This window comes from Streptomyces sp. NPDC048637, assembly GCF_040650675.1.
Taxonomy (GTDB): Bacteria; Actinomycetota; Actinomycetes; order Streptomycetales; family Streptomycetaceae; genus Streptomyces.
In genome coordinates this window covers 147,857-171,806 of sequence record NZ_JBEZHQ010000006.1, presented here as the reverse complement: position 1 = coordinate 171,806, position 23,950 = coordinate 147,857, and the positions used below count along the sequence as shown (strand labels likewise).

Here is a 23,950-nt window from a genome sequence, read left to right as displayed (position 1 = left end):
GGAGACCGCGAAGGCGCCCCGCGTGACAGATGGAGACACGATGAGCAAGGCCCCGAAGACGGACCCGCAGTCGCCTGCGCTGCACGCGGCCGACCGCCACGATCTGATCCGTGTGCACGGCGCGCGCGTGAACAACCTCCAAGACGTCAGCATCGAGATCCCGAAACGCCGGCTGACGGTGTTCACCGGCGTCTCCGGATCGGGCAAGAGCTCGCTGGTGTTCAACACGATCGCCGCGGAGTCGCAGCGGCTGATCAACGAGACCTACAGCGCCTTCGTACAGGGCTTCATGCCGACGCTGGCGCGGCCCGAGGTCGACGTCCTCGAAGGGCTGACGACCGCGATCATCGTCGACCAGCAGCGGATGGGTGGCGACCCCCGCTCCACGGTCGGTACCGCCACCGACGCCAACGCGATGCTGCGCATCCTCTTCAGCCGGCTCGGGCAGCCGCACATCGGCCCACCCAGCGCGTTCGCCTTCAACGTCCCTTCGGTCCGGGCGAGCGGTGCGCTCACCGTCGATCGCGGTGCCGACAAGACCAGGACCGTGAAAAAGACCTTCACCCGTACCGGCGGCATGTGCACGCGCTGCGAAGGCCGGGGCAGCGTCTCCGACATCGACCTCACCCAGCTCTACGACGACACCAAGTCGCTCGCCGAGGGCGCGTTCACCATCCCCGGCTGGAAGTCCGACAGCTTCTGGACCGTGCGGGTCTACGCCGAGTCGGGCCTCCTCGACCCGCACAAGCCCATCCGCAAGTTCACCAAGAGGGAGATGCAGGACTTCCTCTACCGGGAGCCGACCAAGGTGAAGGTCGAGGGCGTCAACCTCACCTACGAGGGGCTGATCCCCAAGATCCAGAAGTCGTTCCTGTCCAAGGACAAGGAGGCCATGCAGCCGCACATCAGGGCGTTCGTGGAGCGGGCGGTCACTTTCACCGCCTGCCCCGAGTGTGACGGCACCCGGCTCAGTGCGGCAGCCCGGTCGTCACGGATCGACGGGAACAACATCGCCGACGCCTGCGCGATGCAGATCAGCGACCTGGCCGCATGGGTCCGCGGCCTCGACGAGCCGTCGGTGGCACCGCTGCTCACCGCGCTGCAGCACACCCTCGACTCGTTCGTGGAGATCGGCCTCGGCTACCTCGCTCTCGACCGGCCGTCGGGCACGCTCTCGGGCGGCGAGGCGCAGCGCGTCAAGATGATCCGCCACCTCGGCTCCTCACTCACCGACACCACCTATGTCTTCGACGAGCCCACCGCGGGCCTGCACCCGCATGACATCCAGCGGATGAACGACCTGCTGCTGCGGCTGCGGGACAAGGGCAACACGGTGCTCGTCGTCGAGCACAAGCCGCAGACGATCGCGATCGCCGACCACGTCGTCGACCTCGGCCCCGGCGCCGGTACGGCGGGCGGCACCGTCTGCTTCGAGGGCACCGTCGAGGGGCTGCGGGCCGGCGGCACCGTCACCGGCCGCCACCTCGGCGACCGGGCCGCCCTCAAGGAGACGGTGCGCAGACCCACCGGCACCCTGGAGATCCGCAGCGCGACGACGCACAACCTGCAGGGCGTCGACGTCGACATCCCCCTCGGGGTGCTTGCCGTGGTGACCGGCGTCGCAGGCTCCGGCAAGAGCTCGCTCGTGCACGGGTCGATCCCCGCCGGATCCGGTGTGGTGTCAGTCGACCAGGGCGCCATCAAGGGATCCCGGCGCAGCAACCCGGCCACGTACACCGGACTGCTCGACCCGATCCGCAAGGCGTTCGCGAAGGTCAACGGCGTGAAGCCGGGGCTGTTCAGCGCCAACTCCGAGGGCGCCTGCCCCGCCTGCAACGGCGCCGGCGTCCTCTACACCGACCTGGCGATGATGGCCGGTGTCGCCACCACCTGCGAGGAGTGCGAGGGGAAGCGGTTCGAGCCATCGGTGCTGGACCACCACCTCGGCGGCCGCGACATCAGCGAGGTACTGGCGATGTCGGTGGCCGAGGCCGAGGAGTTCTTCGGCGACGGCGAGGCACGCACGCCGGCCGCGCACCGCATCCTCGGCCGGCTCGCCGACGTCGGGCTCGGCTACCTGAGCCTCGGCCAGCCGCTCACCACGCTGTCCGGCGGCGAACGGCAGCGGCTCAAGCTGGCCACCCACATGGCCGAGAAGGGCGGCGTCTACGTCCTCGACGAGCCGACCGCCGGCCTCCATCTCGCCGACGTCGAGCAACTGCTCGGCCTGCTCGACCGGCTCGTCGACGCCGGCAAGTCGGTCATCGTCGTCGAGCACCACCCTGCGGTCATGGCACACGCCGACTGGATCATCGACCTGGGCCCCGGCGCCGGCCACGACGGCGGCCGCCTCGTCTTCGAGGGCACCCCCACCGACCTCGTCACCGCCCGCTCCACCCTCACCGGCGAGCACCTGGCGGCTTACGTCGGCACCTGACCGAGGCCGCGGCCACCTTTGTGAGACGAGTTCTCTCATCTGGATACCTCGATGCCAGGGTGCGGACCAGTGGCACGAAGCGGCAGTCCAGCAGGCGCGGTGATCACGGGGTACGCGGCCGGCGGCGGCACCATTGTCAGCAGGTCGCCGGGCGTCATCGTGATCGCTGACCGACAGAATCCGAGTCCGCGACACATACACACCGCTGGGGCCCCCTCAGGTGCGAGACGCGGGCGGGGGGCAGGTTGCGCCATACGATGCTGCCACCACCCCCGCCGCCGTAGCGGGCGGAGAACTCGGCCAGCACGGCCGCCACCGCGCGGTGCCGGGCGGCCTCGGTGCGGCCTGCGAACAGGGTTCGTAAGGACTGTGTGCCGAGATAGCCGAAGAAGGTCAGATGCCCGCCGGGGACCAGGGCGGTCAGGTACCGCTCCAGCAGGGAACGCACCACGTCGGGGGTGAAGTTCGTAAAGGGCAGACAGGAGACGATCACGTCGTAGCCGTTCTCGGGCAGCGGCGTTTCGCAGATCGACTCCGGGACGATCCGGATCCGCTCGGACGCGTCGGCCAGCGCCGGGTCCGTCCGCAGCGCCTCGGTCAGCAGCCGTACGAACCGGGGGTTGATCTCGACGGTGTCCAGCCGGTCGCCCGGCCCGATGCGCTCGGCCAGCGCGCGGGTGACCGTACCGGTACCCGCGCCGACCTCCAGGACGCGCAGGGGGCTGCGGCCGCCGGGGGCGGGCAGCGGCACGGCGAGCTGCCGGGCGAGCGGGGATCCGCTCGGCGCGACCGCGCCGGTGGTGCGCATGGAACGGACTGCTTCCCGGAGGAACGCGGTGGCGCCGTTGTGTCGTAGGGGGCCGGTCGGGGCGGTGATCGCGGGAGCGGTTGCGGCGGTGGCCGGTGTCGGGTTCATGTCCGCAACGCTAGGCAGCGGCCGAACCCGCTCCATCGGCCGTTCCGCCGCGGCCACCCCGTACGAAAGTAGGGGGTGGTGGCCGCCAACTGGCCGATGTGAAAGGGGTGTTGCTTACCTATGCTGAATTGGTGAACAAGGTGACGGGCCGGACGGTGGGCAAGGTGACGGGCCGGACTTGGCCGTGGTGGGCCGAGGTGCTGATGATCTGCGTCGTCGGCACGGGAACGGTGCAGGAGGCGTATACCGGTGCGGGCGGCACATTGCTCAGCCCCCGCGTCGGGCTGGCCGTGGCGCTGGCCCTCTCGGTCCTGCTGCGGCACCGCCTGCCGGTGCTCGCCGCGGTGTGCACCGTCGCCGGCGCGGTGCTGCTGGGATCGTTCTTCCCACTGCTGGTCGTGCTCTTCCACCGCGCCGCCCGCGGCCGGTTCGTCTTCGAGGGGCTGTGCGTGGTGGTCGCGATGATCGGCAGTTCGCTGGCGCATCCGGGGAACAGCCTGTGGATGACCCGCAAATACGGGCCGCTGATGGTGCTGCTGCTCGCGGTGGTCATCGGACTGTGGACGGGCAACCGCCGCCGGCACGTCGCCTCGCTCGCCGAACAGGTCAACCGTCTGCGGGTGGAGCGTGAGCTCCGGGCCGAGCAGGCCCGGTTGGAGGAGCGCACCCGGATCGCCGCCGAGATGCACGATGTGCTCGCCCACCGGCTCACGGTCATCGCCCTGCACACCGGCGCTCTCAAGCGGCGGGTCGCCGATCTCCCCGAGCCGGTGGCCGACCGGATCGGCCTGCTGCGCACCGCGTCCACCGAGGCGCTCGGCGATCTGCGGGACGTACTGGGTGTGCTGCGGGGCCACGACACCGGGGAGACGGCGGCCTCACGGGTACCCGGTCTGCCGGAACTCTCGACGGTGATCGACGAGGCACGGGCGGCCGGACAGCAGGTCGAAGCGCTCATCGAGGGTGACCCCGGCTCCCTGCCGGCCAGCCATCGGCTCGCCATTCACCGTCTTGCGCAAGAAGCCCTGACCAACGCCCGTAAGCACGCCACCGGAGCGACCACGCAGCTTGAGGTGCGCTACGGTCCGCCGCAGTCCATGGTGGTGGTCCGCAATGCGTCCGGCGCCTCGTCCGAGGCCGCGGCCGAGGGGTCCGGCTTTGGCCTGGTCGGACTGGCCGAGCGGGTCGCGGCGCTCCACGGCCGTTTGGAGTTCGGCCCTACGGGAGCGGGTGGCTGGCGGGTGGCCGCCACCATTCCGCTCGATGACCAGCGCAGCAGGGGGGCGGCATGATCCGGACGATGATCGTCGACGACGACAGCCTGGTACGGCTGGCGCTCACCGACATCCTGGAGGACGCCCCCGGCATCACCGTCGCCGCACAGGCCTCCGACGGCCGGGAAGCCCTCGAACGGGCCACCGTGCAGCGCCTGGACGTCGTGCTGATGGATGTGCGGATGCCTCACATGGACGGCATCGAGGCCACCAGGCGGCTGAGCGCGCTGCCCGAACCGCCCAAGGTCGTGATGCTCACGACGTTCGACCTGGACCAGTACGTCTATGACGGGCTGGCCGCCGGCGCGGTCGGCTTCCTGCTGAAGGACACCGACCCCTCGGAAATCATCCGGGCCGTCGAGGTCGTCGCCGACGGCCAGGCCATGCTGCACCCCTCCGCCGCCCGACGGCTCATCGCGCACCATCACCACACCGCGCGCGGAGCCTCGGCGGCCGCCCGGACCCGGGTAGAGCGCCTGACGCCGCGCGAGACCGACGTGCTCGGGCTCCTGGCCGGCGGTGCGTCCAACGCTGAGATCGCCACCGGTCTGGGGATGCGGGAGAGCACGGTGAAGGCGCACGTCAGCCGCATCCTGGCCGCCCTTGAGGTGGACAACCGGGTGCAGGCGGCGCTGTGCGCCAAGGACGCCGGGCTGACGCGCTGAAGCCGCGCCTACGAGGCGCTCAAGGCCGCCGGTGTACGCCGTCATTGGACGCCTGCTGCCGTTCTCGCAGAGGGCGCCCCGGGGTGTGCTAGGACGGGACTGCCGTCAATTGGTGCCGTCAGAGGCCCCAGACCATGATCAGTCTGGGGCCTTTTGGCTGGTGCCCCCGGCAGGATTCGAACCTGCGACACCCGCTTTAGGAGAGCGGTGCTCTATCCCCTGAGCTACGGAGGCAGGGGATTGGACCCCTGACAGGGTAGCTGATCTGTTCGCTGCAGATTGCTTCTGTTGGGGATGTGGGGTGGTGGGCGTGGCCTGGTGGGGGAGCGGGTGGGGGAGCAGGTGGGGGTGGGGCGGGGATTGGGGATGGCGGTGGTCGGGTGGTGACCACCGCCATCGTGGTGTTCGGGGGCGGGCCGAGTGGTGTGGTGGGGGCCCGGGTTCGGGGGTCAGCCGCCGATGTGCCAGCTGACTGTGCCGTCCGTCGTGACGAGGAGGGCGAGGAGGAGCAGGTCGGCGGCGCCGAGGGCGATGCCCAGGAGGGCGCGGCCGCGGCGGTTGGTGCCGCGGGCCAGGGCCAGGCCGCCGAGGATCAGGGCACAGGGGCCGAGGAGAAGGTTGAGGACGAGGGTGCCGAGCAGGCCGAGGATGAAGGAGGCCACGGCCATGCCGTCCGCTTGGGAGCGGAGGCGGGAGGTGGTCGGGCCGGCGGCCTTGGTCGGCGTGGTGGGAGTCGTCCGCATGGCTGCGCTGAGCGTGGTCATCGGGAGGTCACCTCGTCATGGTGGCGGCGTTCGCGGAGGAAGAAGATGAGCAGCCAGCCGGCGATGACGGCGGCCGCGACGAGGGTGACGGGGACGGGGAGGTGTGCCGCGGTACCCAGCATGATCCCCATCAGGAGGAGGGCTGCGACGAGGAAGAGCATGATCTTCCTTTCCGATTCCAGAGGACAGTTGTTCACTCAGTTCCTTCAGTCTACGACCGTCGCCGGGTGGAGTAGTTCGGAGAACGGTTGTTTACTGGATGACATGAGTCACAGTCTTGGAGTCCGGCAGGCCCAGAAGCAGAAGACCCGTCAGGCGTTGCTCGATGCGGCGCTCGGACTGCTGGAGGAGCAGAGCCTGAGCAGTCTGGGGCTGCGGGAGGTCACGCGGGTGGTGGGGATCGCCCCGACCGCGTTCTACCGGCACTTCCGGGACATGGGGGAGCTGGGCGTCGCCCTGGTCGAGGAGGCGCTGGGGAGCCTGCATGTGATGGTGCGGGCGATTCTCGCCGAGCAGGACGCGGCCGAGGAGCGGATCGACCGCACGGTCGCGGTCGTGGAGCAGCATGTGCGTCAGCATCCGCTGCACATCCGGTTCGTGGCGCGCGAGCGGCACGGCGGTGTGCGGGCCGTGCGGCAGGCCATTGCGGGTGAGCTGGACCGGTTCGCGGAGGAGGTCGCGGCGGCGCTGAAGTCCCAGCCGGTGTCGGAGGGCTGGCGCGATGACGATGTGCGGATGCTCGCCGAGTTGTATGTGGACCGGTTGGTGACGACGGCCGCGGCGCTGCTCGACGCCGAGGCGGACGGCGAGGAGGGGGCGGCCGAGCAGGTCGTACGGGTGGCGCGTCGTCAGCTGCGGCTGATCAGCATCGGGCGGCGGCACTGGCGGGAGGAGGGGAGGGGGAAGGCGGGGAAGGCGGGAGAGGTGGTGTAGGTGGTGTAGGTGGGGGAGATGGAGTAGGGGGCAGTGTCAGGGCGGTCTCGGGCGAGGTGATCAGGCGCGTGCCGGTGTCACCCGTACGCGATAGGTGCCGTCCGGGTTTTCCGTCAGGACTGTGATGGCCGCGCCGGTGGTGCGGTCCGTGTAGGTGTCGCCGGGGCGGAAGGGGGCGTCGGTCAGTTCCGGGTCGACGTACTTGTTGTCGCGGTAGCAGCCGCCGCTGTGCGGGGTGGCGTCCACGATGCGGAGCGGGCCGCGGCCCGAGGGGACGTGCGTGGCGACGCGGTAGATGAGGATGCCGGGCCGGCAGACCGTTGGGTCCAGCAGGCCGCGGGTGCGGGCCTCGGCGACCAGGGCGGTGTGCGGCGAGGTCGGTATGACAACGATCTTTGTGCCGCCGGGGAGGGACACCGGGGTGAGGGTGTGTTCGCCGGGCGTTCCGCGGTGGGGGGCGCAGTGCACCTGATCGGCGGAGAGCCAGCCGAGTTTCCACTTGTGCCAGCCGACGAAGTCATTGCTCGGCCCCCAGTCCTCGTCCATCGGGTCCCAGTGCCCTACGGGGGGCGGGGCGCCGCGGCCGTCCGTGAAGTAGAGGTCGGGCAGGCCGAAGCTGTGGGCGTTCTCGTGGTTGAGGACGCGGAAGGCGCTCGCCCCGGTTTGCCGGCTCCAGATGAAGGAGGCGTTCCGGAACGGCACCCCGTCGGCGGTCTTCAGTCCCATGTCGCCGCCGCTGAACGTGACCGAAAGGACCGTACGGGTGGCGGGCGGCCCCGCGTTGGGGGTGGCGATGATGTTGATGACGTCGTAGTCACGGAAGTCGACGAGCGGGTCGACGGCGCGTACGACCTCCCGGGAGAGGGCGTGATAGCCGCCGTCCGAGGCCGGGTCGAAGCCGGCGCCGCGCTGGATGCTGTACGCCGCGAGCGGCCGTGACATGCGGATCCACTGGAGCAGCGGCCGGGGGCGGTAGGTCAGCCTGCCGTACGAGCTGGTGCGGAAGTAGTCCGTCGCGGCCGGGAAGAATTCGGCGAAGCGGGCGCCGGGGGACATCGTGGCGCGGGCGTCCGGGAAGTCGATGAAGACGGTGAGCGCCTGGACGACGCCGGACGAGCGGGCGAATCCGGCGGGGGTGTCGGCGGATTCGGCGACGTCGTCGCTGATGCCGCGCAGCGCACACGGGCCGCTCGGCGGGGCGCCGGGCGCGGAGGGTATCGCCACGGCGCTGGGCGGTGAGCCCAGGGCTATCGCCGCGGCTGCGGTGGCCGCACCTGCGGCCAGAACCGCGGATACCTTGTGCTTCATATTGATCACCTTGTGTCGGCGGGTGATCGCTCGCGCGCGGGGTTACATCAACTGGAGTCATGTCGGGGCCGGATGGGGCGGCGGCCTGAGGTACGCCCGGGGCCGGGGCGCGGCTGGGCCTGAGCAGGGCTTGGACTGGGCTTGGGTGAGGCCGGAGTCGGGCCGCCCGCGGGCTGGGCTTGGGTGGGGTCGGAGGTCGGCCTGGTGTGCGCGGGGAGGGGAGACGGCGGTGGGGTGTGGTTCAGGTCACATGGGGGCGTGAAATATCCGGGGAGGGGTTCCCCGTTTATGCGGACGTCCGGATGAAACGGGGAGCTTGTCCCCGGTTCGTGCCGGGTGTCGGATCGGTCGCCGGAGTGGGGTGACCGGATCGGGCGCCGGGAGCGGTATCCGGGGAGTCAGGCACCGAGAAGTCAGGCTTCGAGAAGTCAGGCTTCGAGAAGTCAGGCTTCGAGAAGTGCCGAGAGAGGGATGAGGGGAGTCAGCTGTCGTGACCGGCGTCGCCGCATGCGCGGAATCCGGGAGGGAGGGGCAGCAGCCCCGGCTGCGGGCCGATGCCCTGCGCAACCGGGAGCGGATCATCGCGGCCGCCCGCGAGACGATGGTCGAGTTCGGGGCCGAGGTCCCGCTCGATGAAATCGCTCGCCGCGCGGGTGTCGGCAATGCGACGCTCTATCGTCACTTCGCGGACCGCCTGGAGTTGATCCACCACGTCACGCTCTCCGTCATGTCCCGTACCGCGGACTGCGCCGAGAGTGCCCTCGCCGAGGAGTCCGATGCCTTCCAGGCGCTGAGGCGCTTTGTGCACGCTGCGGTGGAGGAGCGGATCGGGGCGCTGTGCCCGTTGCTCTCCGACGGCGTCGATCGGGACCACCCCGATCTGGTCGCGGAGCGGGTACGGCTGGAGGCGGCCGTCGAGGCCGTCATGGCCGCCGGGCGCGACAGCGGCCAGCTGCGTACCGACATCGCCGTCGGTGATCTGATGGTCGCGATCACCCAGCTCACCCGGCCGCTGCCGGGCAGTCGCTGTCTGAACTTCGACCAGTTCGTGCACCGGCATCTGCAACTGTTCCTGGACGGTCTGCAGGCACCAGCCCGATCCGAACTCCCTGGCGCCGCCGCCACTTTGGACGATTTGAGGCGCCGCTCGTAAACCGGGGAGCGCGACGCGGTGGCGGCGCGACGCGGTGGGGGCGCGACGCGGTGGCGGCCTCTCCCGTCCCGTCCGGTCCCGCCCCGTCTCATCCGCCCGGCCCGTCCCCTCCCGCCTCTCCCATCCGTCCCGCCTCTCCCATCCCTCCCGCCCTCCCCGCCCTCCCGTCCGTCACCGTCCGTTCCGTCCCCCGCGTCTTTTTGTGTCCGGTCCGTCGCTGTGCCGACGGCCGCCTCACCCGTCCCGTCCTTCGCTCCTGTTCGCTCACTGCACCAGTAGGTGGATCCCGCCATGCCTGAAACCGCCCCATACGTCGATCCCCGGCGCTGGAAAGCGCTGATATTCATCGCTCTCGCCCAGCTGATGGTCGTTCTCGACGCGACCATCGTGAACATCGCGCTGCCCTCCGCCCAGCAGGATCTCGGTATCACCGACGCCAACCGGCAGTGGGTGATCACCGCCTACGCACTGGCCTTCGGCGGTCTGCTGCTCTTCGGCGGGCGCGTCGCCGACCTGTGGGGACGGAAGCGGACCTTCATCATCGGGCTCGTCGGATTCGCGGTCGCCTCCGCGCTCGGCGGGGCCGCGGCCGACCAGGGGATGCTGCTGGGCGCACGTGCGCTGCAGGGTGTCTTCGGTGCGCTGCTGGCACCGGCCGCGCTGTCGCTGCTGGCGGTGACCTTCACCGAGGCCAGGGAGCGCGCCAAGGCGTTCGGCATCTTCGGTGCGATCGCCGGTGGCGGTGGTGCCGTGGGACTGATCCTCGGCGGGGTGCTGACCGAGTACATGAACTGGCGCTGGACCTTCTTCGTCAACATCCCGTTCGCCGTGATCGCCGCGACCGGCGCGTACCTGGTCATCCGCGAGCCCGCGGGGAGCCGTAACCCCTCCCGGCTGGACATCCCCGGCGTCATCCTGGCCACCCTCGGTCTGGTCTCGCTGGTCTACGGGTTCACCCGCGCCGAGTCGGACGGCTGGCTGGCCGGCCCGACCCTCGGCCTGTTCGTCGCGGCCGCCGTGCTGCTGCTGGCGTTCGTCCTGGTGGAGTCCAAGGTGAAGGCCCCGCTGCTGCCGCTGCGGGTGGTCACCGACCGGAACCGCGCCGGTGTCTACGCGTCGCTGGGCCTCGCCGTGATCGGCATGTTCGGTCTCTTCCTCTTCCTGACCTACTACCTGCAGATCGTGAAGGGCTATACGCCGGTCACCACCGGTCTGGCCTTCCTCCCGATGATCGTTGGCATGATCACCGGCTCGACGCAGATCGGCGCCCGGCTGATGACCCGCGTCCGGCCGCGGCTGCTGATGGCGCCCGGTTTCACGGTCGCCGCGCTCGGCATGCTGGTGCTGACCCAGATCGATCTGGACACGTCCTACCCCGCGCTGATCCTGCCCGGCTTCCTGCTGATGGGCCTGGGCATGGGTACGGCGTTCATGCCGGCCATGTCGCTGGCCACGCACGGCGTCCAGCCGCGCGACGCCGGTGTCGCCTCCGCGATGGTCAACACCTCGCAGCAGGTGGGCGGCGCGATCGGGACGGCCCTGCTGAACTCCATCGCGGCCAGCGCCACCACCGCGTACGCCACCTCGCACGCGGCCGGTGCGCGCTCGGCCGACCTGCTCAAGCTCCAGTCGATGGTGCACGGCTACACCACCGCCATCTGGTGGGCGGTCGGCATCCTGGTCCTGGCGGGCGTGATCGCCTACACCTTCATCAACACCGGGCGGCCGGACGCCGGTTCGCCGGCTGCCTCCTCTGCCGACGGCGAGAGCACGGTCCTGGGCTCGTCCGAGAATGACGGCGAGGTCCAGGTTCCGGTGATGGTGCACTGAGTCGTCGGGGGCGGGCCGGGGGGGCGTACGGCATCCCGCTGCGGGTCGGGTCAGGCCGGGTCAGGTCGGGTCAGGCCGGGGCGGGCCGGGTCGGGTCGGGCCGGCATCCCGCCGCCCCGGGCGGTGGCCGGGCCGCCCCGGCGCCGGGCGCTGCGGACTTCGTGTGCTGTGGACTTCGTGTGCTGTGGACTTCGTGAGCTGTGGACTGCATGCGCTGCGGACTGCATGCGCTGCGGATTACGTACGCCCGCACCGGACGCGGTCTGTCCGGCTCCCTCGCTCACACCGGCGTCGGCCTCCTCCGGTTCCGCTGATCCGTCAGCGCAGCCAGGGGAGGTCGGCGCCTTTCGGCTGCAGTCCTTCGGTCATCACTTGGCATATCTCGGCCAGTTGGCCGACCTGCTCCGGGGAGAGGCGGTCGAAGATCGCGGAGCGTACGGCGGCGACATGTCCGGGGGCGGCCTTCTCCAAGACTCGCATCCCCTCGTCCGTGAGGAGGGCGTTCTGGCCCCGTTTGTCGGACGGGCAGTTCTCGCGCCGCACCCAGCCGTTCTTTTCCAGGCGCGCGATCGCATGTGAGAGCCGGGAACGGGTGATCTTGGCGTTCTGAGCCAGCTCGGTCATCCGCATCCGGCGCCGCGGTGCACGGGAGAGCTGGACGAGCAGGCCGTAATAGACATGCGGCATCCCGGCATCCCGTTGCAGCTGGCGGTCGAGGTGATCCTCCAGGAGCGTGGTGGCGTGGAGGTAGCACTGCCAAGCGAATTGCTCCTCGTCGCTGAGCCAGCGCGGCTCGGCTGCGGGTTCGTTGCTCATACCATCCACTCTCTCACCACTCGGAGAGTTATTTAAGTTTTAACAACGTCGGGTTATGGCCAGATTCTAACGCTTGAATGTTCAAGTATTTGGTTCTTTCGGTGCTGCGGGCACACACGCCGACTACTGCCAAGTGTGACGCCGTGAAGTGGTGATGTCCGTAATTCCGGCTCTCTATCTGAGCCACGGTGCGGATGTCCCGCTGGCGGAGATTTCCCGGACCCTTTCGGACCCCTGCGGACCCTCCCGTCCGCCTCCCGTCCGCCTTCTGCCCGTCTCTGCCCGGGGCGAGGCGAGGCGGGGCGGGGCCGGGGTGCGGTTCTGTCCGTCAGTCGTCGGGGTCGATCAGCTCCACCGCGTTCAGGGCCGCCGACAGGGCGCGGGTGTCGCCGTCCGCGGAGGATGCCGCGACGTCCAGGGCGGTGTCCGCGAACTTGATCGCGTGCTCGTTGCCGTGGGCGACCGCCCGTTCGAAGACCTCCTCGGGTGTGGCCGCGGAGGCGTCCGGCGCCGGACGCGGGGTGTCCGCGGCGTAGAGCGTGGTGATCGCCGAGGCCGCTGCCCAGGCCACCGCGAACGAGCTCACCCAGAGGTCCCGGGGGAGCGCCGGCAGGGTGCGCAGGGCCGCGTTCGGCGCGGTGGCGGCGTGCACCAGCATGATGCCGTTCCCGTGGCCGTGGTCCGCGTAGTTGAGGGTGGCGGCGCGTACGAGAGCGGTCAGGCCCTCGCGGGCGGCCTCGGGGTCGTCGGGGAGGCGCAGCGACTCGGTGGTGCTCAACCAGCCGGGGGTGCCGGGCAGTTGCTCGTAACCGTTCAGCGGTGTCGCCGGACGCTCGGCGATACGGGGGAGGGCGGACAGCGCCTCGGCCGGGGTGGCGCTGCCGGTGGGGTGTACCGCGGCGGGCAGGGGCAGATGGCGGGCGCCCCAGTAGCCGAGGGCGTGCGCGAACTCCGCGAGCCGGGCGGCGTCCTCACCCTCCGTCAGCAGGCTGCGGACGGCATGGCCTACGCGGATGACGGGGTGGGTGGCGGCGCCGGCGATGCCGGGCAGCAGCCGCGGCCACCACTCGGCGAGGAGCTCACGCCAGGGGCGCTCGGCGACCTGCCCGGTGAAGTACCGCGTCCAGTCGGTGACCCGGCTCGGATCGCCCAGCGCCTGCTGCCAGTTGGCGTCGGTGATACGGGACCGGGCGGCCGGTACGTCCTCCAGTTTGTCCGCGTAGGCGTCGAGCCAGCGGTGCACGGTGTGGGCCTGGCCGTTGCGGACCATGGCTTCGACGGCCATCGGTCCGTGATTGCTCAGATAGCCCCTGAACTCGGGGCCGGAGGTGTGCAGGCGTGACAGGGCTTCGTCGAGTGTGCCGCTCGTCGTATCCATGGCCCGAGGCTAGGTCGGCGGGGAGGCGTCGCGTAACGGGCTTCCGGCCTACACCGCTGGTCGGCTGCGGCCTACTCCGCTGGTCGGCTGCGGCTTACAGCGCTGGTCGTAAGGTCGCAGGTGGAGGCGGTGTCGAGGGGCGTCACCGGTTCCGCGGCGGAGAGCGGGCCGGTCCGCCGTTTCCGGTCGAGCGGGCCGGTCCGCCGTACGGGGCGAGCGGGCCGACCGCCGTACCGATATCCCTTCGCGTATCCATACCGGACAAGAGGTGTCGGGTATTGCGGGGAGGGTGCTGCCATGACGAGTGAGAGCAGAGGTGTGGCAGGCATCGGGAGTGGTGCGGGCGGCGACGGCGGCGCGGCCGGCTGGTCGGTGGCCGAGGCGGCGGTACCGGAACTCGCCGGGCGGGTGCGGGAGCGGTTCGGGGCGTACCGGCACCACGTCCTGGCGACCGTGCGGAAGGACGGCGCACCACGGCTCACCGGCCTGGAGGCGGACTTCCGCCACGGGGAACTGTGGCTGGGCATGATGGTCGGCTCGCGCAAGGTGTCCGACCTGCGGCGCGACCCCCGGTTCTCGCTGCATGCCAATCCGGGGCCGGGCACCGATCTGGCCGACAGCGATGTACGGGTGTCCGGGCGGGCCGTGGAGGTGACCGACCCCGAGGTGGTCGCGCGCTATGCCGCAGCGGTGAAGCCGCCGGAGCCGTTTCATCTGTTCCTGGCGGTGCTGACGGAGGTGGTGCGTACGTACGTCGAGGCTCCGTATGTGGTGGTGGAGACCTGGGCGCCGGGCCGGGCGCTGCGCACCATCCGGCGGACGTCGAACGGTGCGGCGCAGCAGGTGGAGTGAGGAGGGGGAGGGGAGGGGCAGGGGCCGGCCCTGGGGTCAGCCGACGTTGCGGGCCCCGGTGCGGCCGTCGTCCGGTTCGAGGTGCCAGCTGATGATGCGGCGCGGATGGATGCGGATCACGTCGTTGCTGAAGAAGTCGGGGGCCATCGGAGGCGCGTCGAGGGTCAGCAGTTCGGCACGGCCGCGGATCTCCACACCGCGGCCCCAGCCGGGCGCGATCGGGTCGTCGGCCGGCGCCATGTCGTCGATGAGCAGGGAGACTTCGGGGCGGGCCTGGGCGTTGCGGTACTTCTGGCTGCGGCGCAGCGCGGGCCCGCCGATGTCGACGGTGTCGTCGTCGTTCAGGACGAAGCCGACCGGGCGTACCTGCGGCCCGCCGTTCGGCCCGGTGGTCGCCAGACGGGCCAGCGGCCGGCCGGCGAGGTATGCGCGCTCCGTGGGAGTGAGGACGTCCGCGGCGGCGTCCACCGCCGGCACCACCGAAGCGTCCGGCGTCGAGGCGTCCGATGCCGAGGGCTTCGGTGCCGCGTGGTGTGAGGGCGTTGTCATGCTGTGGACGCTAGGACCTCAATTGCGGTTGAGGTCAAGGGGTGGTGGCTTCAGTGGGTGGCCGCCGGCAACCGGTGCGACCGGTCGTCCCGGTGGTGGGTCTTGTGCGGCCGGTGCAGGCCGTGTGGCTCGCGGGTGCGGTGGGTGCGGAAGACGTAGAGGGCGGCGACGAACATCACGGCGCCCATGGTGAACCCGAAGGCGCACGACTTGAGGATGGCTTCGCCGCCGAGGCTGTAGACCCAGCCCAGCGAGCAGCCGAAGAGCGCACCGTAGGCGGACGCCCGGGTCTCGGTGATCAGGGTCGACTGGAAGTGGGCCACCACCAGCCCCAGCGCCCCCGACACCACGGCCCCGGCCAGCCCGTACAGCATGGCCGGGCCGCCTTTGATGCCGGCGGTGTGGGTGCGGAAGATGATGAAGCAGCCGAAGGCGAGCGCCGTGATGATCGGCAGCGACACGGTCGCCGGGATGTGCCTGGCCCGCCCCTTCATCCCGGACGTTCCCGGGGCGAGCTCCGGGTGACGGGCGGCGGTCGTCGCGCCGTGTTCGGGTTCGACGGTGCCGTGGGAGCGGGCGGCCCTCGCGCCGTGCCGCTGGGCGTGCTGGTCCATGGCGGGCTCCTCTCGGTTTCCCCCGCTGCCCCTCCTGTCCAGGCGACACCCGGGCGCCGCCCGCGGCAACCGGAACGGCGGGCACGGAAGTCAGGGGCGGTGCGGGGAGCCGTGGCCGGTGGCCGGCGGGTTCAGCCCAGATCCTTCTGGTACCAGGCCACGTCCCAGTAGCGGCCGAATTTGCGGCCCACCTCCGTGAACGTACCGATGTGCCGGAAGCCGAAACGGGTGTGGAGGCGGTGGGAGGCCTCGTTCGGCTGGGCTATCCCGGCGTAGGCGCGATGCACGTCCTCATCGGCCAGTGCCTCGAACAGGGCCTTGTAGAGCAGCGTGCCGACACCCCGGCCGGCGGCGTGCGGGGCGCAGTAGACGGTGACCTCGACGGACGGGGCGTAGGCGGCCTTCGGGCGGAACGCGCTACTGGTCGCGTAACCGAGCAGCGCACCCTCCGGATGCCCGGCCCCGGATGCCGCCGCACCCGTGGAGGGACCGTTCACCGGCCTGCCTGTGGAGGGACCGCTCACCGGCCCGCCTGTGGAAGGGCCGCTCACCGGCCCACCCATGGAGGGATCTCTCACCGGCCCGTTGTGCGGGTTTTTCATCCGGTCTGTCGCCTCTTGGGCAACCAGAAGACGGTGCGGGCCGTCTTGGGGGTGGGAGAGCAACCACGGGCGACGCTGTTCCGGAGTGAAGGGCTCCAGATCGAATGTGATGCAGGTCTCGCGGATGTAGTGATTGTAAAGATCAGTAAGGGCTGGAAGGTCCGCTTCAGCGCCCGCTCTGACCTGCACTTCCCCGTGTTGTTGCAGCATGTGACCTCCTAGATGGGGGCGCAGGGTACTGCATGATCAGAAAAATAGCGGGGCGGCCCGGGAATTCTGTCCGGATTCCAGCCGTTGTTTCCTTCGGACGGGCCACTCGGGCAAGCATCGGTTTCGGTGCCGCTACCCGGCCCGCCCACCGTCCCGCGACCGACTCATCGCAAAGGGAGTACACGCATGGCAACCCGTGCCGTCGCCCGCCGTCAGGAAAGCAGCAGCGGTTCCGACGGGGCCAAGGGCGTTCGAGCCGTAGGCGGGGAGATCGCCGACCGCGACCTGGTCGGCATGTACCTCGACGAGATCGCGCGTACGCCACTGCTCGACGCGGCCAAGGAGGTCGAGCTGTCCCAGACCATCGAGGCGGGCGTCTACGCCCAGCAAATCCTGGACGGTGAGGTCACCGACGGCAATGCCGCGGGCGCCGCCCGCGAGGAGCTGGCGGCGCTGGTCGAGGAGAGCGACAAGGCCAAGGACGTCTTCATCCGTTCCAACCTCCGTCTGGTGGTGGCGGTCGCCCGCCGCTACCCGCGCGCCGGGCTGCCTTTGCTGGACCTGATCCAGGAGGGCAACGCCGGTCTGGTCCGTGCCGTGGAGAAGTTCGACTACGCCAAGGGCTTCAAGTTCTCGACGTACGCGACGTGGTGGATCCGCCAGGCCATCACCCGCTCCATCGCCGACCAGTCGCGCACGATCCGGCTGCCCGTGCACCTCGTCGAGGAGCTGGGCCGGATACGCCGGGTGCAGCGCGAGTTCAACCGTGAGAACGGCCGTGACCCGGAGCCGGCGGAGGTCGCCGGCGAGCTGGGCTCCACGCCCGCCCGCGTCACCGATGTTCTCGACTGGGCGCGCGACCCGGTCAGCCTCAACATGTCGGTGGACGACGACGGCGACACCCAGTTCGGTGATCTGCTGGAGGACACCTCCGCGGCCTCGCCGGAGCAGTCCGTGCTCACGCTGCTGCGCAGTGAGGAGCTGGAGGACCTGATCGACCGTCTCGACCACCGCACCGCTTCGATCATCAAGGCCCGCTACGGCATCGAGGACGGCCGCGAGCGCACGCTGACCGAGGTCGGCAAGCAGCACGGCCTGACCCGCGAGCGGATCCGCCAGATCGAGAAGCATGCGCTGCTGGAGCTGAAGCGGATGGCGCATGACACGGGATTCGACGCGGCCGCGTAGCGAGCGGGCGGGTGCGCCCGCCGAGTTCCGAGGCCCGGTCTGTGACGGACGAGCCCCGATGCCACTTCCGGCATCGGGGCTCCGTCGAGTTCTGGAGCCTGCGCGGTAGCGCCCGCACCTCGCAGTCGCACCCGCACCTCGCAGTCGCAGTGGATGTCCGTTTGAGTCTGACTGAAGCCCGGGTCTGTTTACTTTGCCGAAATCCGGGCGTAGCCTCGCACCGAAACCACAGGCTCGGGCATGGAACGGACGCACACGCTGATGTATGCACCGGAGCGCCAGCAGGAGATCCTGCGGCTCGCCCGTGAAGGCGGGCGGGTCGATGTGCTCTCCCTCGCTGAGGAGTTCCAGGTCACCGCCGAGACCGTGCGGCGCGATCTGAAGGCCCTGGACCGGGCCGGTCTGGTGCGCAGGGTGCACGGCGGCGCCATCCCGGCCGGCCGGCTGGACTTCGAGCCCGGCGTTGCCGAGCGGGACGCCGTCGCCGCCGACGAGAAGCAGCGCATCGCGCGGGCCGCGCTCGCCGAGCTTCCCGGCGGCGAAGGCGGCGTCGGCAGTGTCGGGAGCGTCATTCTGGACGCCGGTACGACCGCCGCCCGGCTCGCCGCCGAGATCCCGCTGGAGGCCGAGCTGACCGTCGTCACCCACGGTCTGCCGGTCGCCGCGCGGCTGGCCGACCACCCCGGGCTCACCCTCCACCTCGTGGGCGGCCGCATCCGGCACCGTACGCGGGCCGCGGTCGACGACTGGGCGCTGCGCGCCTACCGCGAGATCAACGCAGATGTGCTGTTCCTCGCGACCAACGGCTTCTCCCTCGACGGCGGCCTGACCACGCCCGATCTCGCGGAGGCCGCCGTCAAGCGGACGCTGATCGCCGCCGCCCGCCGGGTGGTCCTCCTCGCCGACTCCGCCAAATTCGGGCAGCAGCACTTCGCCCGCTTCGGCGAGCTGTCGGATGTGGACCTGCTCATCACCGACACGGGCCTGAGCCCCGACGACGCCCTCGCCATCGAGCGTGCGGGCACGGAAGTAGTACGCGCATGATCCTGACCGTCACCCCCAACCCCAGCCTGGACCGTACGTACGAGATCCCGGCGCTGGACCGCGGGGCCGTGCTCCGGGCGACCGCCGACCGGATCGACCCCGGCGGCAAGGGCGTCAATGTCTCGCGCGCGGTCGCCGCCGCCGGGCATCGCACCGTCGCCGTACTGCCGCTGGGCGGTCCCGCCGGTGCGGCGCTGGCCGGGCTGCTGGGCACCGAGGGCATCGAGGTGGCGGAGGTGCCGGCTGCCCGTAGCCGGGGGCAAGGTGGGGACCGGCACGTTCACGGGCCAGGCAGTCAGGGAGAATCGTCCAGTGTGGTCGGCCGCTGTGAAGGTAAGGGGCGCACCGTCACGGAGATGCTGTTGCGCACTCCGCTGTGACTCGGCATCGGTGCTCCACAGCCGCAACTCGGCCGGCGCATCTGGGAGATCGGGAGGAACACGCACGAGTACGCGTCCCTTGATCCACTCGGATCTGGGGGACGGATCAAGACCGTCGGCGATGCGGTGCGCTTGCTCTCGGAGCCATCGGAGTGCCAGTTTCGGAGAGATCGTCTGGCAGGTGCCAAGCGTGATCGGAACCCATTCGCCGTTGGCTGGCCCCTCAGCGATTGCCTCGCACCAGTAGGTGCGCGTCGAAGTGGTGCTCATGAGCGAGCGTTCCGGCATCGGGCATTGTGTTCCAATGCCAGAGCACGGATGCGATCGGTGGTACCCGCCGGCTTTACCGTGCCGGGGTCCGCGCCCCACTCCTTGCCGCCACCGGGCGGGCGGAGCTGCCACATCCCCCCAACAGCACCACGGAACTCACCCACCTCGTCCTCGTAGCTGTCGTGCAGGAGCGTGCCCACAGCCGGTGTCCCCTCGGACTCTCCGGGTCGGTCGCTGCGTGTCTTCATGGATGCACCAGCCCCATCACATGGCTACTCAGCGTTTCTGGCGGTAATCACCATGTGACCAAGCGGATGGGGCGGCTAGTTGTTGCGGGACATGACGTTGGTGACACAGGCCGATGTCAGGAAACCAAGATGCTTCGACGGGCATCGGTCGGGTAGCGTGCCGGCCATGTCGAGTCCTGAGTCAGACAAGGTGGGGGCTTTCGGTCACGCCGTCAGCCCCCTGAACCACTGAGCTCGTAGCCCCGTCGTCGCGCCGCATTCTGCGGCCGGGCGAGGGTGCCCTTGGGGCTGGCCGCGGTGACGAGATGACCTTCTCGTGCTTCTCCTCACCTCGGAGCCACTCGATGCCTCTCCCGCTGTACCTGCTTGCCATGGCGGTCTTCGCCATGGGCACCTCGGAATTCATGCTCGCTGGCCTCTTGCCGGACATCGCCTCAGACCTCGATGTCACAGTCGGGACAGCCGGAACGCTCACCTCGGCCTTCGCGGTCGGCATGATCGTCGGTGCCCCCTTCGTGGCTGCGCTTGCCCGCAACTGGCCCAGGCGCTCCAGCCTTCTCGGGTTCATCCTCACTTTCGCGGCAGCTCATGCCGTGGGCGCCATCACCCCCAGCTTCCCGGTCCTGTTCGCCACCCGGGTCGTCGCCGCGCTCGCGAACGCAGGGTTCCTTGCCGTCGCTCTGACAGCTGCCGCCACGCTTGTCTCACCCGACAAGAAGGGACGTGCGCTGGCCGTGCTGCTGTCAGGCACGACGGTGGCCACGATCGCCGGTGTCCCTGGCGGCTCGGTGCTCGGCGCGGTGCTCGGCTGGCGGGCCACATTCTGGGCTGTCGCCGCTCTCTGCCTGCCTGCAGCTCTCGGCATCCTGAAGGGAATTCCAGCAGGACGTGATGAGGATAAGGCGACTGGCAGGCCGGCGTTGCGAGCGGAGCTCGGCCAGCTCACACGGCCGCGGTTGATCCTGGTGATGCTGCTCGGTGCGCTGGTGAACTCGGCAACCTTCGGAAGCCTCACCTTCCTCGCCCCCGTGGTGACCGACAGCGCCGGGCTGGGCGAGTTGTGGATCTCTGTCGCTCTGGTGCTCTTCGGCGCCGGTTCCTTCGTGGGCGTCACCGTCGCCGGCCGACTGTCCGACCGGCGTCCCGGTCCAGTCATCGCAGTCGGCGGCCCACTGCTGCTCATCGGCTGGCCGGCCCTGGCAATGCTGGCCAACGAGCCGGTCGCCCTGTTCATCCTCGTCTTCGTGCAGGGCGCACTGTCGTTCGCGCTGGGCAGCACACTGATTACGCGAGTCCTCTACGAGGCCGCGGGAGCCCCCACCATGGCCGGCTCGTATGCGACCGCGGCGCTCAACGTGGGCGCCGCCGTCGGCCCCGTCATCGCTGCGGCCACCCTCAGCACCGAAGCCGGGGACCTCGGTCCGCTCTGGGCGAGTGGACTCCTCGTCGCGGTCGCGCTGCTCATCGCGTTCCCCCTCCTCACCGCCATCACCGCCGGCCGGAGCACCGAGGTGCTCCAGTGACACATGCGAACGCCCCCTTGAACATCGAGGGACGCCGAAGGCTCGTGGAGCGCTGCCGCACCCGTCCGATCGCGCACGTCGCCGCCGAGGCCGGCGTCTCCCGCGCCTGCCTGTCCAAATGGAAGAACCGGTACGACCAGTACGGGGAACTCGGGCTGCAGGACCGCCCAAGCGTCCCGCGATCCTCACCGACCCAGACCCCACCCGATGTCGTCGAACGGATCGAGCGGTTGCGGCGGGACAACAAGTGGTCCGCCCGCCGGATCACCCTCGAACTCGCGAACCAAGGCGTGCGGATCAGCGAGCGCACCGTAGGCCGGTGGCTGGCGCGCCTGGGCATCAACCACCGCCGGTTCCTCGACCCCGACGGCTCGGCCAACAGGCGCCCGTCGAAACGGATCGTGGCCCGGTATCCGGGCCACATGGTCCACCTGGACGTCAAGAAGGTCGGACGGATCCCCGACGGCGGCGGGTGGCGGGCCCACGGACGCGGCTCCGAGCAGGCCAGGGCCGCACAGCGCGCGAAGACCGGTGGCGCCAAGGGCGGGTACATCTACCTGCACTCTGCCGTCGACGGATTCTCCCGCTTGGCCTACACCGAGCCCCTTCCCGACGAGAAGGCCGCCACCACCGTGGGGTTCCTCAGCCGCGCCCGCGCGTTCTTCGCCGCCCACGGTATCCACCGGGTCGTGCGCGTGGTCACCGACAACGGCGCCAACTACCGCGCCACGGTCTTCGTACGCTCCCTGATCTCGTGGGCCTCCCGCCACCAGCGGACCAAGCCCTACACGCCCCGGCACAACGGCAAGGTCGAGCGCTACCAGCGCATCCTCGCCGAAGAACTCCTCTACGCCAGGCAGTGGACTTCTGAAGCAGAACGAGCTCGGGCGATCGCGGTCTGGAACGTCCACTACAACTATCACCGGCCTCACACCGCCGCCGGAAACCGTCCTCCAGCCTCACGCCTCCACGCGAGCGTCACCAACGTCATGGCCAGCAACAGCTAGTGGCATACCTAGGGGCAAGTGCTAAGGCGACCGAATCGTTGGGCCCCGTAGGGGCGTTCCTAGGGGCAAGATGGCGTATGACCATCGGCGACTTGATTAAGGACCTGAGGGAAGCGCGAGGATGGAGCCAAGGGCGGTTGGCTCACGAGGTCAACCAAACGTTCGACACCACCTTGACGCGTGAGTACGTGAGCCGGTGGGAGTGCGGCAAGAACCAACCCGGTTCGTTCTATCTGCGCTGCCTGTCAGTCGTCCTAGATGTCCCCCTGGCCGCCCTTGAGGGTGAAGTGGACCGACGAAAGTTCCTTTTCAGCACCGCCGCCACCGCGATAGCTCCTGTGGTGGCGTCCGACTTGCTCGCGACCGGGTTCGCCACTCGGCTTGCCGGTGGCCCGTCTGCTGACGACTGGGAAGGCAAGTTGGCCACCTACGGCACTGACTACATGTCGATGGGGGCCGGGGACATTCAGCGCCGTGTGTCTGGTGAACTCGTGGTCGTCCAACAGCAGTTGAACGCACCTCGGCTCTGGTCCGTGGCTGCTCGACTGATGACCCTGTACGCCAAGACCTTCCCTGGTAGCGACGGCGCGAAGGCGGTCAACTGGTACCGGATGGCCGCAGCCGCAGCAGATGAGTCTGGAGATCTGGATTCTCGCGTGTGGGTCCGGGGGCGTGCCGCGATCGCCCTTGGGTATGAGGGGGCCGCGCTCGGTGTAGCGGATGTGTTCGCCGATCAAGCAATGGCGATCAGTGACAAGCCGTCGTTGGGCCTGCTCAACGCCATCATGGGCAAGGCGCACGCAGCAGCCCTTCGTGGTGACTTGGCGTCTGCGCGCTCCCTGACAGCTCAGGGCCGGCGAGTGTTCGACACGGCGGCTTCATACGAACAGACCTCGGACTACGCGGTTCCGTGGTGGCGCATGAACGTCTTCTTGAGCTTGCTTTTGGCTCGATTGGGCGACGAGCGAGGGGCAATTAGAGCCCAAGAAGCCGCGCGGCTCGAACTGCCTGCAACCTTGCCGAGATTCGCCACACACCTAGAGATGCACCGCGGTTTGATGATCGCCAAAGCAGGCGACAAGGTGGGTGGTGTTCAGTACGCACAGGGAGCACTAGACGAGCTGCCGCCCGAGAAGCATTCTCTTACGCTTCGTATGTTGATGAGCGAAGTGGAGAGCGCATAACTCTGCCCGACGGGGCGTGTGGCCGGCTCACGCGCCTCCGATTGTGACTCGCAGGACAGTCTTTACCTGGCGGATGTTGGTGCGATGGCTGCGATCAGCCACTGGCGTCGTAAGCGTCGATCTTGCGCTCGACGAGGCGGGTGTCCTCACGGAACCCCTCAAGCCATGACATGAAGATCTCGGACTGACGTTGATCAGCCGAGCATGTTTGGGCTAGCACATCTGCGGGCGACAACCACAGATACTCCGAGTGCTCGTCACTCAGGCGCACTTCGCCCTCCGGCTCCCAGCCGATGAAGGTGGTGACATGAAAGGAGGAGCCGTCGTCCCAGAGATGCTTCCACTCCCGGAGGAACTCGATCTGCTCCACCCTCAGGCCGGTCTCTTCCAGTCCTTCGCGAAGGGCAGCCTCAACCATCTCTTCACCCTCGTGCATCCGTCCACCCGGATAGTCGAGAACGCCCTTGAATAACGGATCCTCATCCTCCATCCGTCGCAGGGCCAGGACCTTCCGGTTCCGCACCATGATCATGTAGACACCGCGCTCAATCGCCACGGAATGCCCCTCTTCCTGGTCGCGTACAACGAAATCGGTAAGTTCACGGGGGCCGGCTCAAGTCGCCCGCACGTGCGAAAGCCCTATTGAGCCGTTGCGGCCACCATCCCCCTGACCTCAAGGTCACGTTGAGACGGAACGATAGTCGGGTTCGGACGCTCCTGCCCTGGCATCGCCATAAAGCTGCTTGTGGCAATCTCCGTCGTCTCGCTCAAGGCCTTCGCCTGCGCACGCACGTATGCACACGGC

Annotated in this window: 22 protein-coding genes, 1 tRNA gene and 1 pseudogene; 13 read left to right on the top strand and 11 right to left on the bottom strand. The window is 69.5% G+C overall.

Annotation, left to right across the window (positions count from 1 at the left end; all coding sequences use genetic code 11):
• Window positions 1-40 precede the first annotated feature (40 nt).
• Window positions 41-2,437: an excinuclease ABC subunit UvrA gene (locus tag AB0C46_RS11670; RefSeq protein ID WP_362827609.1), complete on the top strand. Its 2,397-nt coding sequence runs from the start codon at window positions 41-43 to the stop codon at window positions 2,435-2,437.
• Between the two features lie 154 nt (window positions 2,438-2,591).
• Here AB0C46_RS11670 and AB0C46_RS11665 read toward each other — a convergent pair whose 3' ends face one another.
• Window positions 2,592-3,353: a methyltransferase domain-containing protein gene (locus tag AB0C46_RS11665; protein ID WP_362827608.1), complete on the bottom strand. Its 762-nt coding sequence runs from the start codon at window positions 3,351-3,353 to the stop codon at window positions 2,592-2,594.
• A 131-nt stretch (window positions 3,354-3,484) separates the two neighbouring features.
• Between AB0C46_RS11665 and AB0C46_RS11660 the strand changes: the two genes are divergently transcribed.
• Window positions 3,485-4,645 carry a histidine kinase gene (locus tag AB0C46_RS11660; RefSeq protein WP_362827607.1) on the top strand — a complete coding sequence of 387 codons (1,161 nt, stop codon included), beginning with the start codon at window positions 3,485-3,487 and terminating at the stop codon, window positions 4,643-4,645.
• Window positions 4,642-5,292, top strand: a complete 651-nt coding sequence (locus AB0C46_RS11655; RefSeq protein ID WP_362827606.1) for a response regulator transcription factor — start codon at window positions 4,642-4,644, stop codon at window positions 5,290-5,292. Before AB0C46_RS11660 ends, AB0C46_RS11655 begins: the two co-directional genes overlap by 4 nt.
• A 158-nt stretch (window positions 5,293-5,450) precedes the next feature.
• Here the strand turns inward: AB0C46_RS11655 and AB0C46_RS11650 are convergent.
• The 3 genes from AB0C46_RS11650 to AB0C46_RS11640 all read right to left on the bottom strand — a co-directional run bounded on the left by AB0C46_RS11650 (window position 5,451) and on the right by AB0C46_RS11640 (window position 6,217).
• Window positions 5,451-5,526: transfer RNA gene (locus AB0C46_RS11650), tRNA-Arg, on the bottom strand.
• 215 nt (window positions 5,527-5,741) lie between these two features.
• Window positions 5,742-6,056 carry a hypothetical protein gene (locus tag AB0C46_RS11645; RefSeq protein WP_362827605.1) on the bottom strand — a complete coding sequence of 105 codons (315 nt, stop codon included), beginning with the start codon at window positions 6,054-6,056 and terminating at the stop codon, window positions 5,742-5,744.
• On the bottom strand, window positions 6,053-6,217 hold the full coding sequence (locus tag AB0C46_RS11640; protein WP_362827604.1) for a hypothetical protein: 165 nt from the start codon (window positions 6,215-6,217) through the stop codon (window positions 6,053-6,055). Before AB0C46_RS11640 ends, AB0C46_RS11645 begins: the two co-directional genes overlap by 4 nt.
• Window positions 6,218-6,320: 103 nt before the next feature.
• On the opposite strand from AB0C46_RS11640, the gene AB0C46_RS11635 reads away from it, so the two are divergent.
• Window positions 6,321-6,989 (top strand): TetR family transcriptional regulator, encoded by a 669-nt coding sequence (locus AB0C46_RS11635; RefSeq protein WP_362827603.1) that lies wholly within the window; start codon window positions 6,321-6,323, stop codon window positions 6,987-6,989.
• 60 nt (window positions 6,990-7,049) lie between these two features.
• Here AB0C46_RS11635 and AB0C46_RS11630 read toward each other — a convergent pair whose 3' ends face one another.
• Window positions 7,050-8,297, bottom strand: coding sequence for a M6 family metalloprotease domain-containing protein (locus AB0C46_RS11630; protein WP_362827602.1), 1,248 nt, complete (start codon window positions 8,295-8,297; stop codon window positions 7,050-7,052).
• 490 nt (window positions 8,298-8,787) lie between these two features.
• On the opposite strand from AB0C46_RS11630, the gene AB0C46_RS11625 reads away from it, so the two are divergent.
• Both AB0C46_RS11625 and AB0C46_RS11620 read left to right on the top strand, forming a co-directional pair.
• The gene (locus AB0C46_RS11625; RefSeq protein ID WP_362827601.1) at window positions 8,788-9,450 is read left to right on the top strand and encodes a helix-turn-helix domain-containing protein; all 663 of its coding nucleotides are present in this window, start codon (window positions 8,788-8,790) and stop codon (window positions 9,448-9,450) included.
• Window positions 9,451-9,741: 291 nt separating this feature from the next.
• Window positions 9,742-11,280, top strand: a complete 1,539-nt coding sequence (locus tag AB0C46_RS11620) for an MFS transporter (RefSeq protein WP_362827600.1) — start codon at window positions 9,742-9,744, stop codon at window positions 11,278-11,280.
• Between the two features lie 318 nt (window positions 11,281-11,598).
• Here AB0C46_RS11620 and AB0C46_RS11615 read toward each other — a convergent pair whose 3' ends face one another.
• Both AB0C46_RS11615 and AB0C46_RS11610 read right to left on the bottom strand, forming a co-directional pair.
• A complete protein-coding gene (locus tag AB0C46_RS11615; protein WP_362827599.1) occupies window positions 11,599-12,096 on the bottom strand; it encodes a MarR family transcriptional regulator in 498 nt (165 codons plus the stop codon).
• 328 nt (window positions 12,097-12,424) lie between these two features.
• Window positions 12,425-13,474: a questin oxidase family protein gene (locus AB0C46_RS11610; protein WP_362827598.1), complete on the bottom strand. Its 1,050-nt coding sequence runs from the start codon at window positions 13,472-13,474 to the stop codon at window positions 12,425-12,427.
• Between the two features lie 297 nt (window positions 13,475-13,771).
• Here AB0C46_RS11610 and AB0C46_RS11605 point away from each other — a divergent pair, with 297 nt between their 5' ends.
• Window positions 13,772-14,326, top strand: coding sequence for a pyridoxamine 5'-phosphate oxidase family protein (locus tag AB0C46_RS11605; RefSeq protein WP_362827597.1), 555 nt, complete (start codon window positions 13,772-13,774; stop codon window positions 14,324-14,326).
• Between the two features lie 36 nt (window positions 14,327-14,362).
• Here AB0C46_RS11605 and AB0C46_RS11600 read toward each other — a convergent pair whose 3' ends face one another.
• The 3 genes from AB0C46_RS11600 to AB0C46_RS11590 all read right to left on the bottom strand — a co-directional run bounded on the left by AB0C46_RS11600 (window position 14,363) and on the right by AB0C46_RS11590 (window position 16,301).
• Entirely contained in the window at window positions 14,363-14,875 is a 513-nt protein-coding gene (locus AB0C46_RS11600) for a PPOX class F420-dependent oxidoreductase (protein ID WP_362827596.1), read from the bottom strand.
• Window positions 14,876-14,925: 50 nt separating this feature from the next.
• Complete coding sequence (locus AB0C46_RS11595) at window positions 14,926-15,489, bottom strand: hypothetical protein (RefSeq protein WP_362827595.1); 564 nt, start codon at window positions 15,487-15,489, stop codon at window positions 14,926-14,928.
• A gap of 131 nt (window positions 15,490-15,620) precedes the next feature.
• The gene (locus tag AB0C46_RS11590) at window positions 15,621-16,301 is read right to left on the bottom strand and encodes an N-acetyltransferase family protein (RefSeq protein ID WP_362827594.1); all 681 of its coding nucleotides are present in this window, start codon (window positions 16,299-16,301) and stop codon (window positions 15,621-15,623) included.
• A 186-nt stretch (window positions 16,302-16,487) separates the two neighbouring features.
• On the opposite strand from AB0C46_RS11590, the gene AB0C46_RS11585 reads away from it, so the two are divergent.
• From AB0C46_RS11585 to AB0C46_RS11560, 6 genes and pseudogenes are all read left to right on the top strand, one after another.
• Window positions 16,488-17,489 (top strand): sigma-70 family RNA polymerase sigma factor, encoded by a 1,002-nt coding sequence (locus tag AB0C46_RS11585; protein ID WP_362827593.1) that lies wholly within the window; start codon window positions 16,488-16,490, stop codon window positions 17,487-17,489.
• 261 nt (window positions 17,490-17,750) lie between these two features.
• Window positions 17,751-18,533 carry a DeoR/GlpR family DNA-binding transcription regulator gene (locus AB0C46_RS11580; RefSeq protein WP_362827694.1) on the top strand — a complete coding sequence of 261 codons (783 nt, stop codon included), beginning with the start codon at window positions 17,751-17,753 and terminating at the stop codon, window positions 18,531-18,533.
• Window positions 18,530-18,775, top strand: a pseudogene (locus AB0C46_RS11575) (PfkB family carbohydrate kinase); the annotation flags it as partial. The gene AB0C46_RS11580 and the pseudogene AB0C46_RS11575, both read left to right, overlap by 4 nt.
• A 1,000-nt stretch (window positions 18,776-19,775) precedes the next feature.
• The gene (locus AB0C46_RS11570; RefSeq protein WP_362827592.1) at window positions 19,776-20,954 is read left to right on the top strand and encodes a Cmx/CmrA family chloramphenicol efflux MFS transporter; all 1,179 of its coding nucleotides are present in this window, start codon (window positions 19,776-19,778) and stop codon (window positions 20,952-20,954) included.
• Window positions 20,951-21,961, top strand: coding sequence for an IS481 family transposase (locus AB0C46_RS11565; RefSeq protein ID WP_362827591.1), 1,011 nt, complete (start codon window positions 20,951-20,953; stop codon window positions 21,959-21,961). Before AB0C46_RS11570 ends, AB0C46_RS11565 begins: the two co-directional genes overlap by 4 nt.
• Before the next feature lie 77 nt (window positions 21,962-22,038).
• Window positions 22,039-23,145, top strand: a complete 1,107-nt coding sequence (locus tag AB0C46_RS11560) for a helix-turn-helix transcriptional regulator (protein WP_362827590.1) — start codon at window positions 22,039-22,041, stop codon at window positions 23,143-23,145.
• Between the two features lie 94 nt (window positions 23,146-23,239).
• Here the strand turns inward: AB0C46_RS11560 and AB0C46_RS11555 are convergent, their stop codons facing one another.
• Window positions 23,240-23,701 carry an NUDIX domain-containing protein gene (locus AB0C46_RS11555; RefSeq protein WP_362827589.1) on the bottom strand — a complete coding sequence of 154 codons (462 nt, stop codon included), beginning with the start codon at window positions 23,699-23,701 and terminating at the stop codon, window positions 23,240-23,242.
• Window positions 23,702-23,950 lie beyond the last annotated feature (249 nt).

Excerpts from the sequence above, each read along its gene's own strand:
- AB0C46_RS11585 (WP_362827593.1), top strand. The coding sequence starts at position 16,488 with ATGGCAACCCGTGCCGTCGCCCGCCGTCAGGAAAGCAGCAGCGGTTCC.
- AB0C46_RS11570 (WP_362827592.1), top strand. The coding sequence starts at position 19,776 with ATGCCTCTCCCGCTGTACCTGCTTGCCATGGCGGTCTTCGCCATGGGC.
- AB0C46_RS11615 (WP_362827599.1), bottom strand. The coding sequence starts at position 12,096 with ATGAGCAACGAACCCGCAGCCGAGCCGCGCTGGCTCAGCGACGAGGAG.
- AB0C46_RS11670 (WP_362827609.1), top strand. The coding sequence starts at position 41 with ATGAGCAAGGCCCCGAAGACGGACCCGCAGTCGCCTGCGCTGCACGCG.
- AB0C46_RS11590 (WP_362827594.1), bottom strand. The coding sequence starts at position 16,301 with ATGCTGCAACAACACGGGGAAGTGCAGGTCAGAGCGGGCGCTGAAGCG.
- AB0C46_RS11620 (WP_362827600.1), top strand. The coding sequence starts at position 9,742 with ATGCCTGAAACCGCCCCATACGTCGATCCCCGGCGCTGGAAAGCGCTG.
- AB0C46_RS11665 (WP_362827608.1), bottom strand. The coding sequence starts at position 3,353 with ATGAACCCGACACCGGCCACCGCCGCAACCGCTCCCGCGATCACCGCC.
- AB0C46_RS11580 (WP_362827694.1), top strand. The coding sequence starts at position 17,751 with ATGTATGCACCGGAGCGCCAGCAGGAGATCCTGCGGCTCGCCCGTGAA.
- AB0C46_RS11610 (WP_362827598.1), bottom strand. The coding sequence starts at position 13,474 with ATGGATACGACGAGCGGCACACTCGACGAAGCCCTGTCACGCCTGCAC.
- AB0C46_RS11600 (WP_362827596.1), bottom strand. The coding sequence starts at position 14,875 with ATGACAACGCCCTCACACCACGCGGCACCGAAGCCCTCGGCATCGGAC.
- AB0C46_RS11655 (WP_362827606.1), top strand. The coding sequence starts at position 4,642 with ATGATCCGGACGATGATCGTCGACGACGACAGCCTGGTACGGCTGGCG.
- AB0C46_RS11640 (WP_362827604.1), bottom strand. The coding sequence starts at position 6,217 with ATGCTCTTCCTCGTCGCAGCCCTCCTCCTGATGGGGATCATGCTGGGT.
- AB0C46_RS11630 (WP_362827602.1), bottom strand. The coding sequence starts at position 8,297 with ATGAAGCACAAGGTATCCGCGGTTCTGGCCGCAGGTGCGGCCACCGCA.
- AB0C46_RS11645 (WP_362827605.1), bottom strand. The coding sequence starts at position 6,056 with ATGACCACGCTCAGCGCAGCCATGCGGACGACTCCCACCACGCCGACC.
- AB0C46_RS11635 (WP_362827603.1), top strand. The coding sequence starts at position 6,321 with ATGAGTCACAGTCTTGGAGTCCGGCAGGCCCAGAAGCAGAAGACCCGT.
- AB0C46_RS11595 (WP_362827595.1), bottom strand. The coding sequence starts at position 15,489 with ATGGACCAGCACGCCCAGCGGCACGGCGCGAGGGCCGCCCGCTCCCAC.
- AB0C46_RS11560 (WP_362827590.1), top strand. The coding sequence starts at position 22,039 with ATGACCATCGGCGACTTGATTAAGGACCTGAGGGAAGCGCGAGGATGG.
- AB0C46_RS11605 (WP_362827597.1), top strand. The coding sequence starts at position 13,772 with ATGACGAGTGAGAGCAGAGGTGTGGCAGGCATCGGGAGTGGTGCGGGC.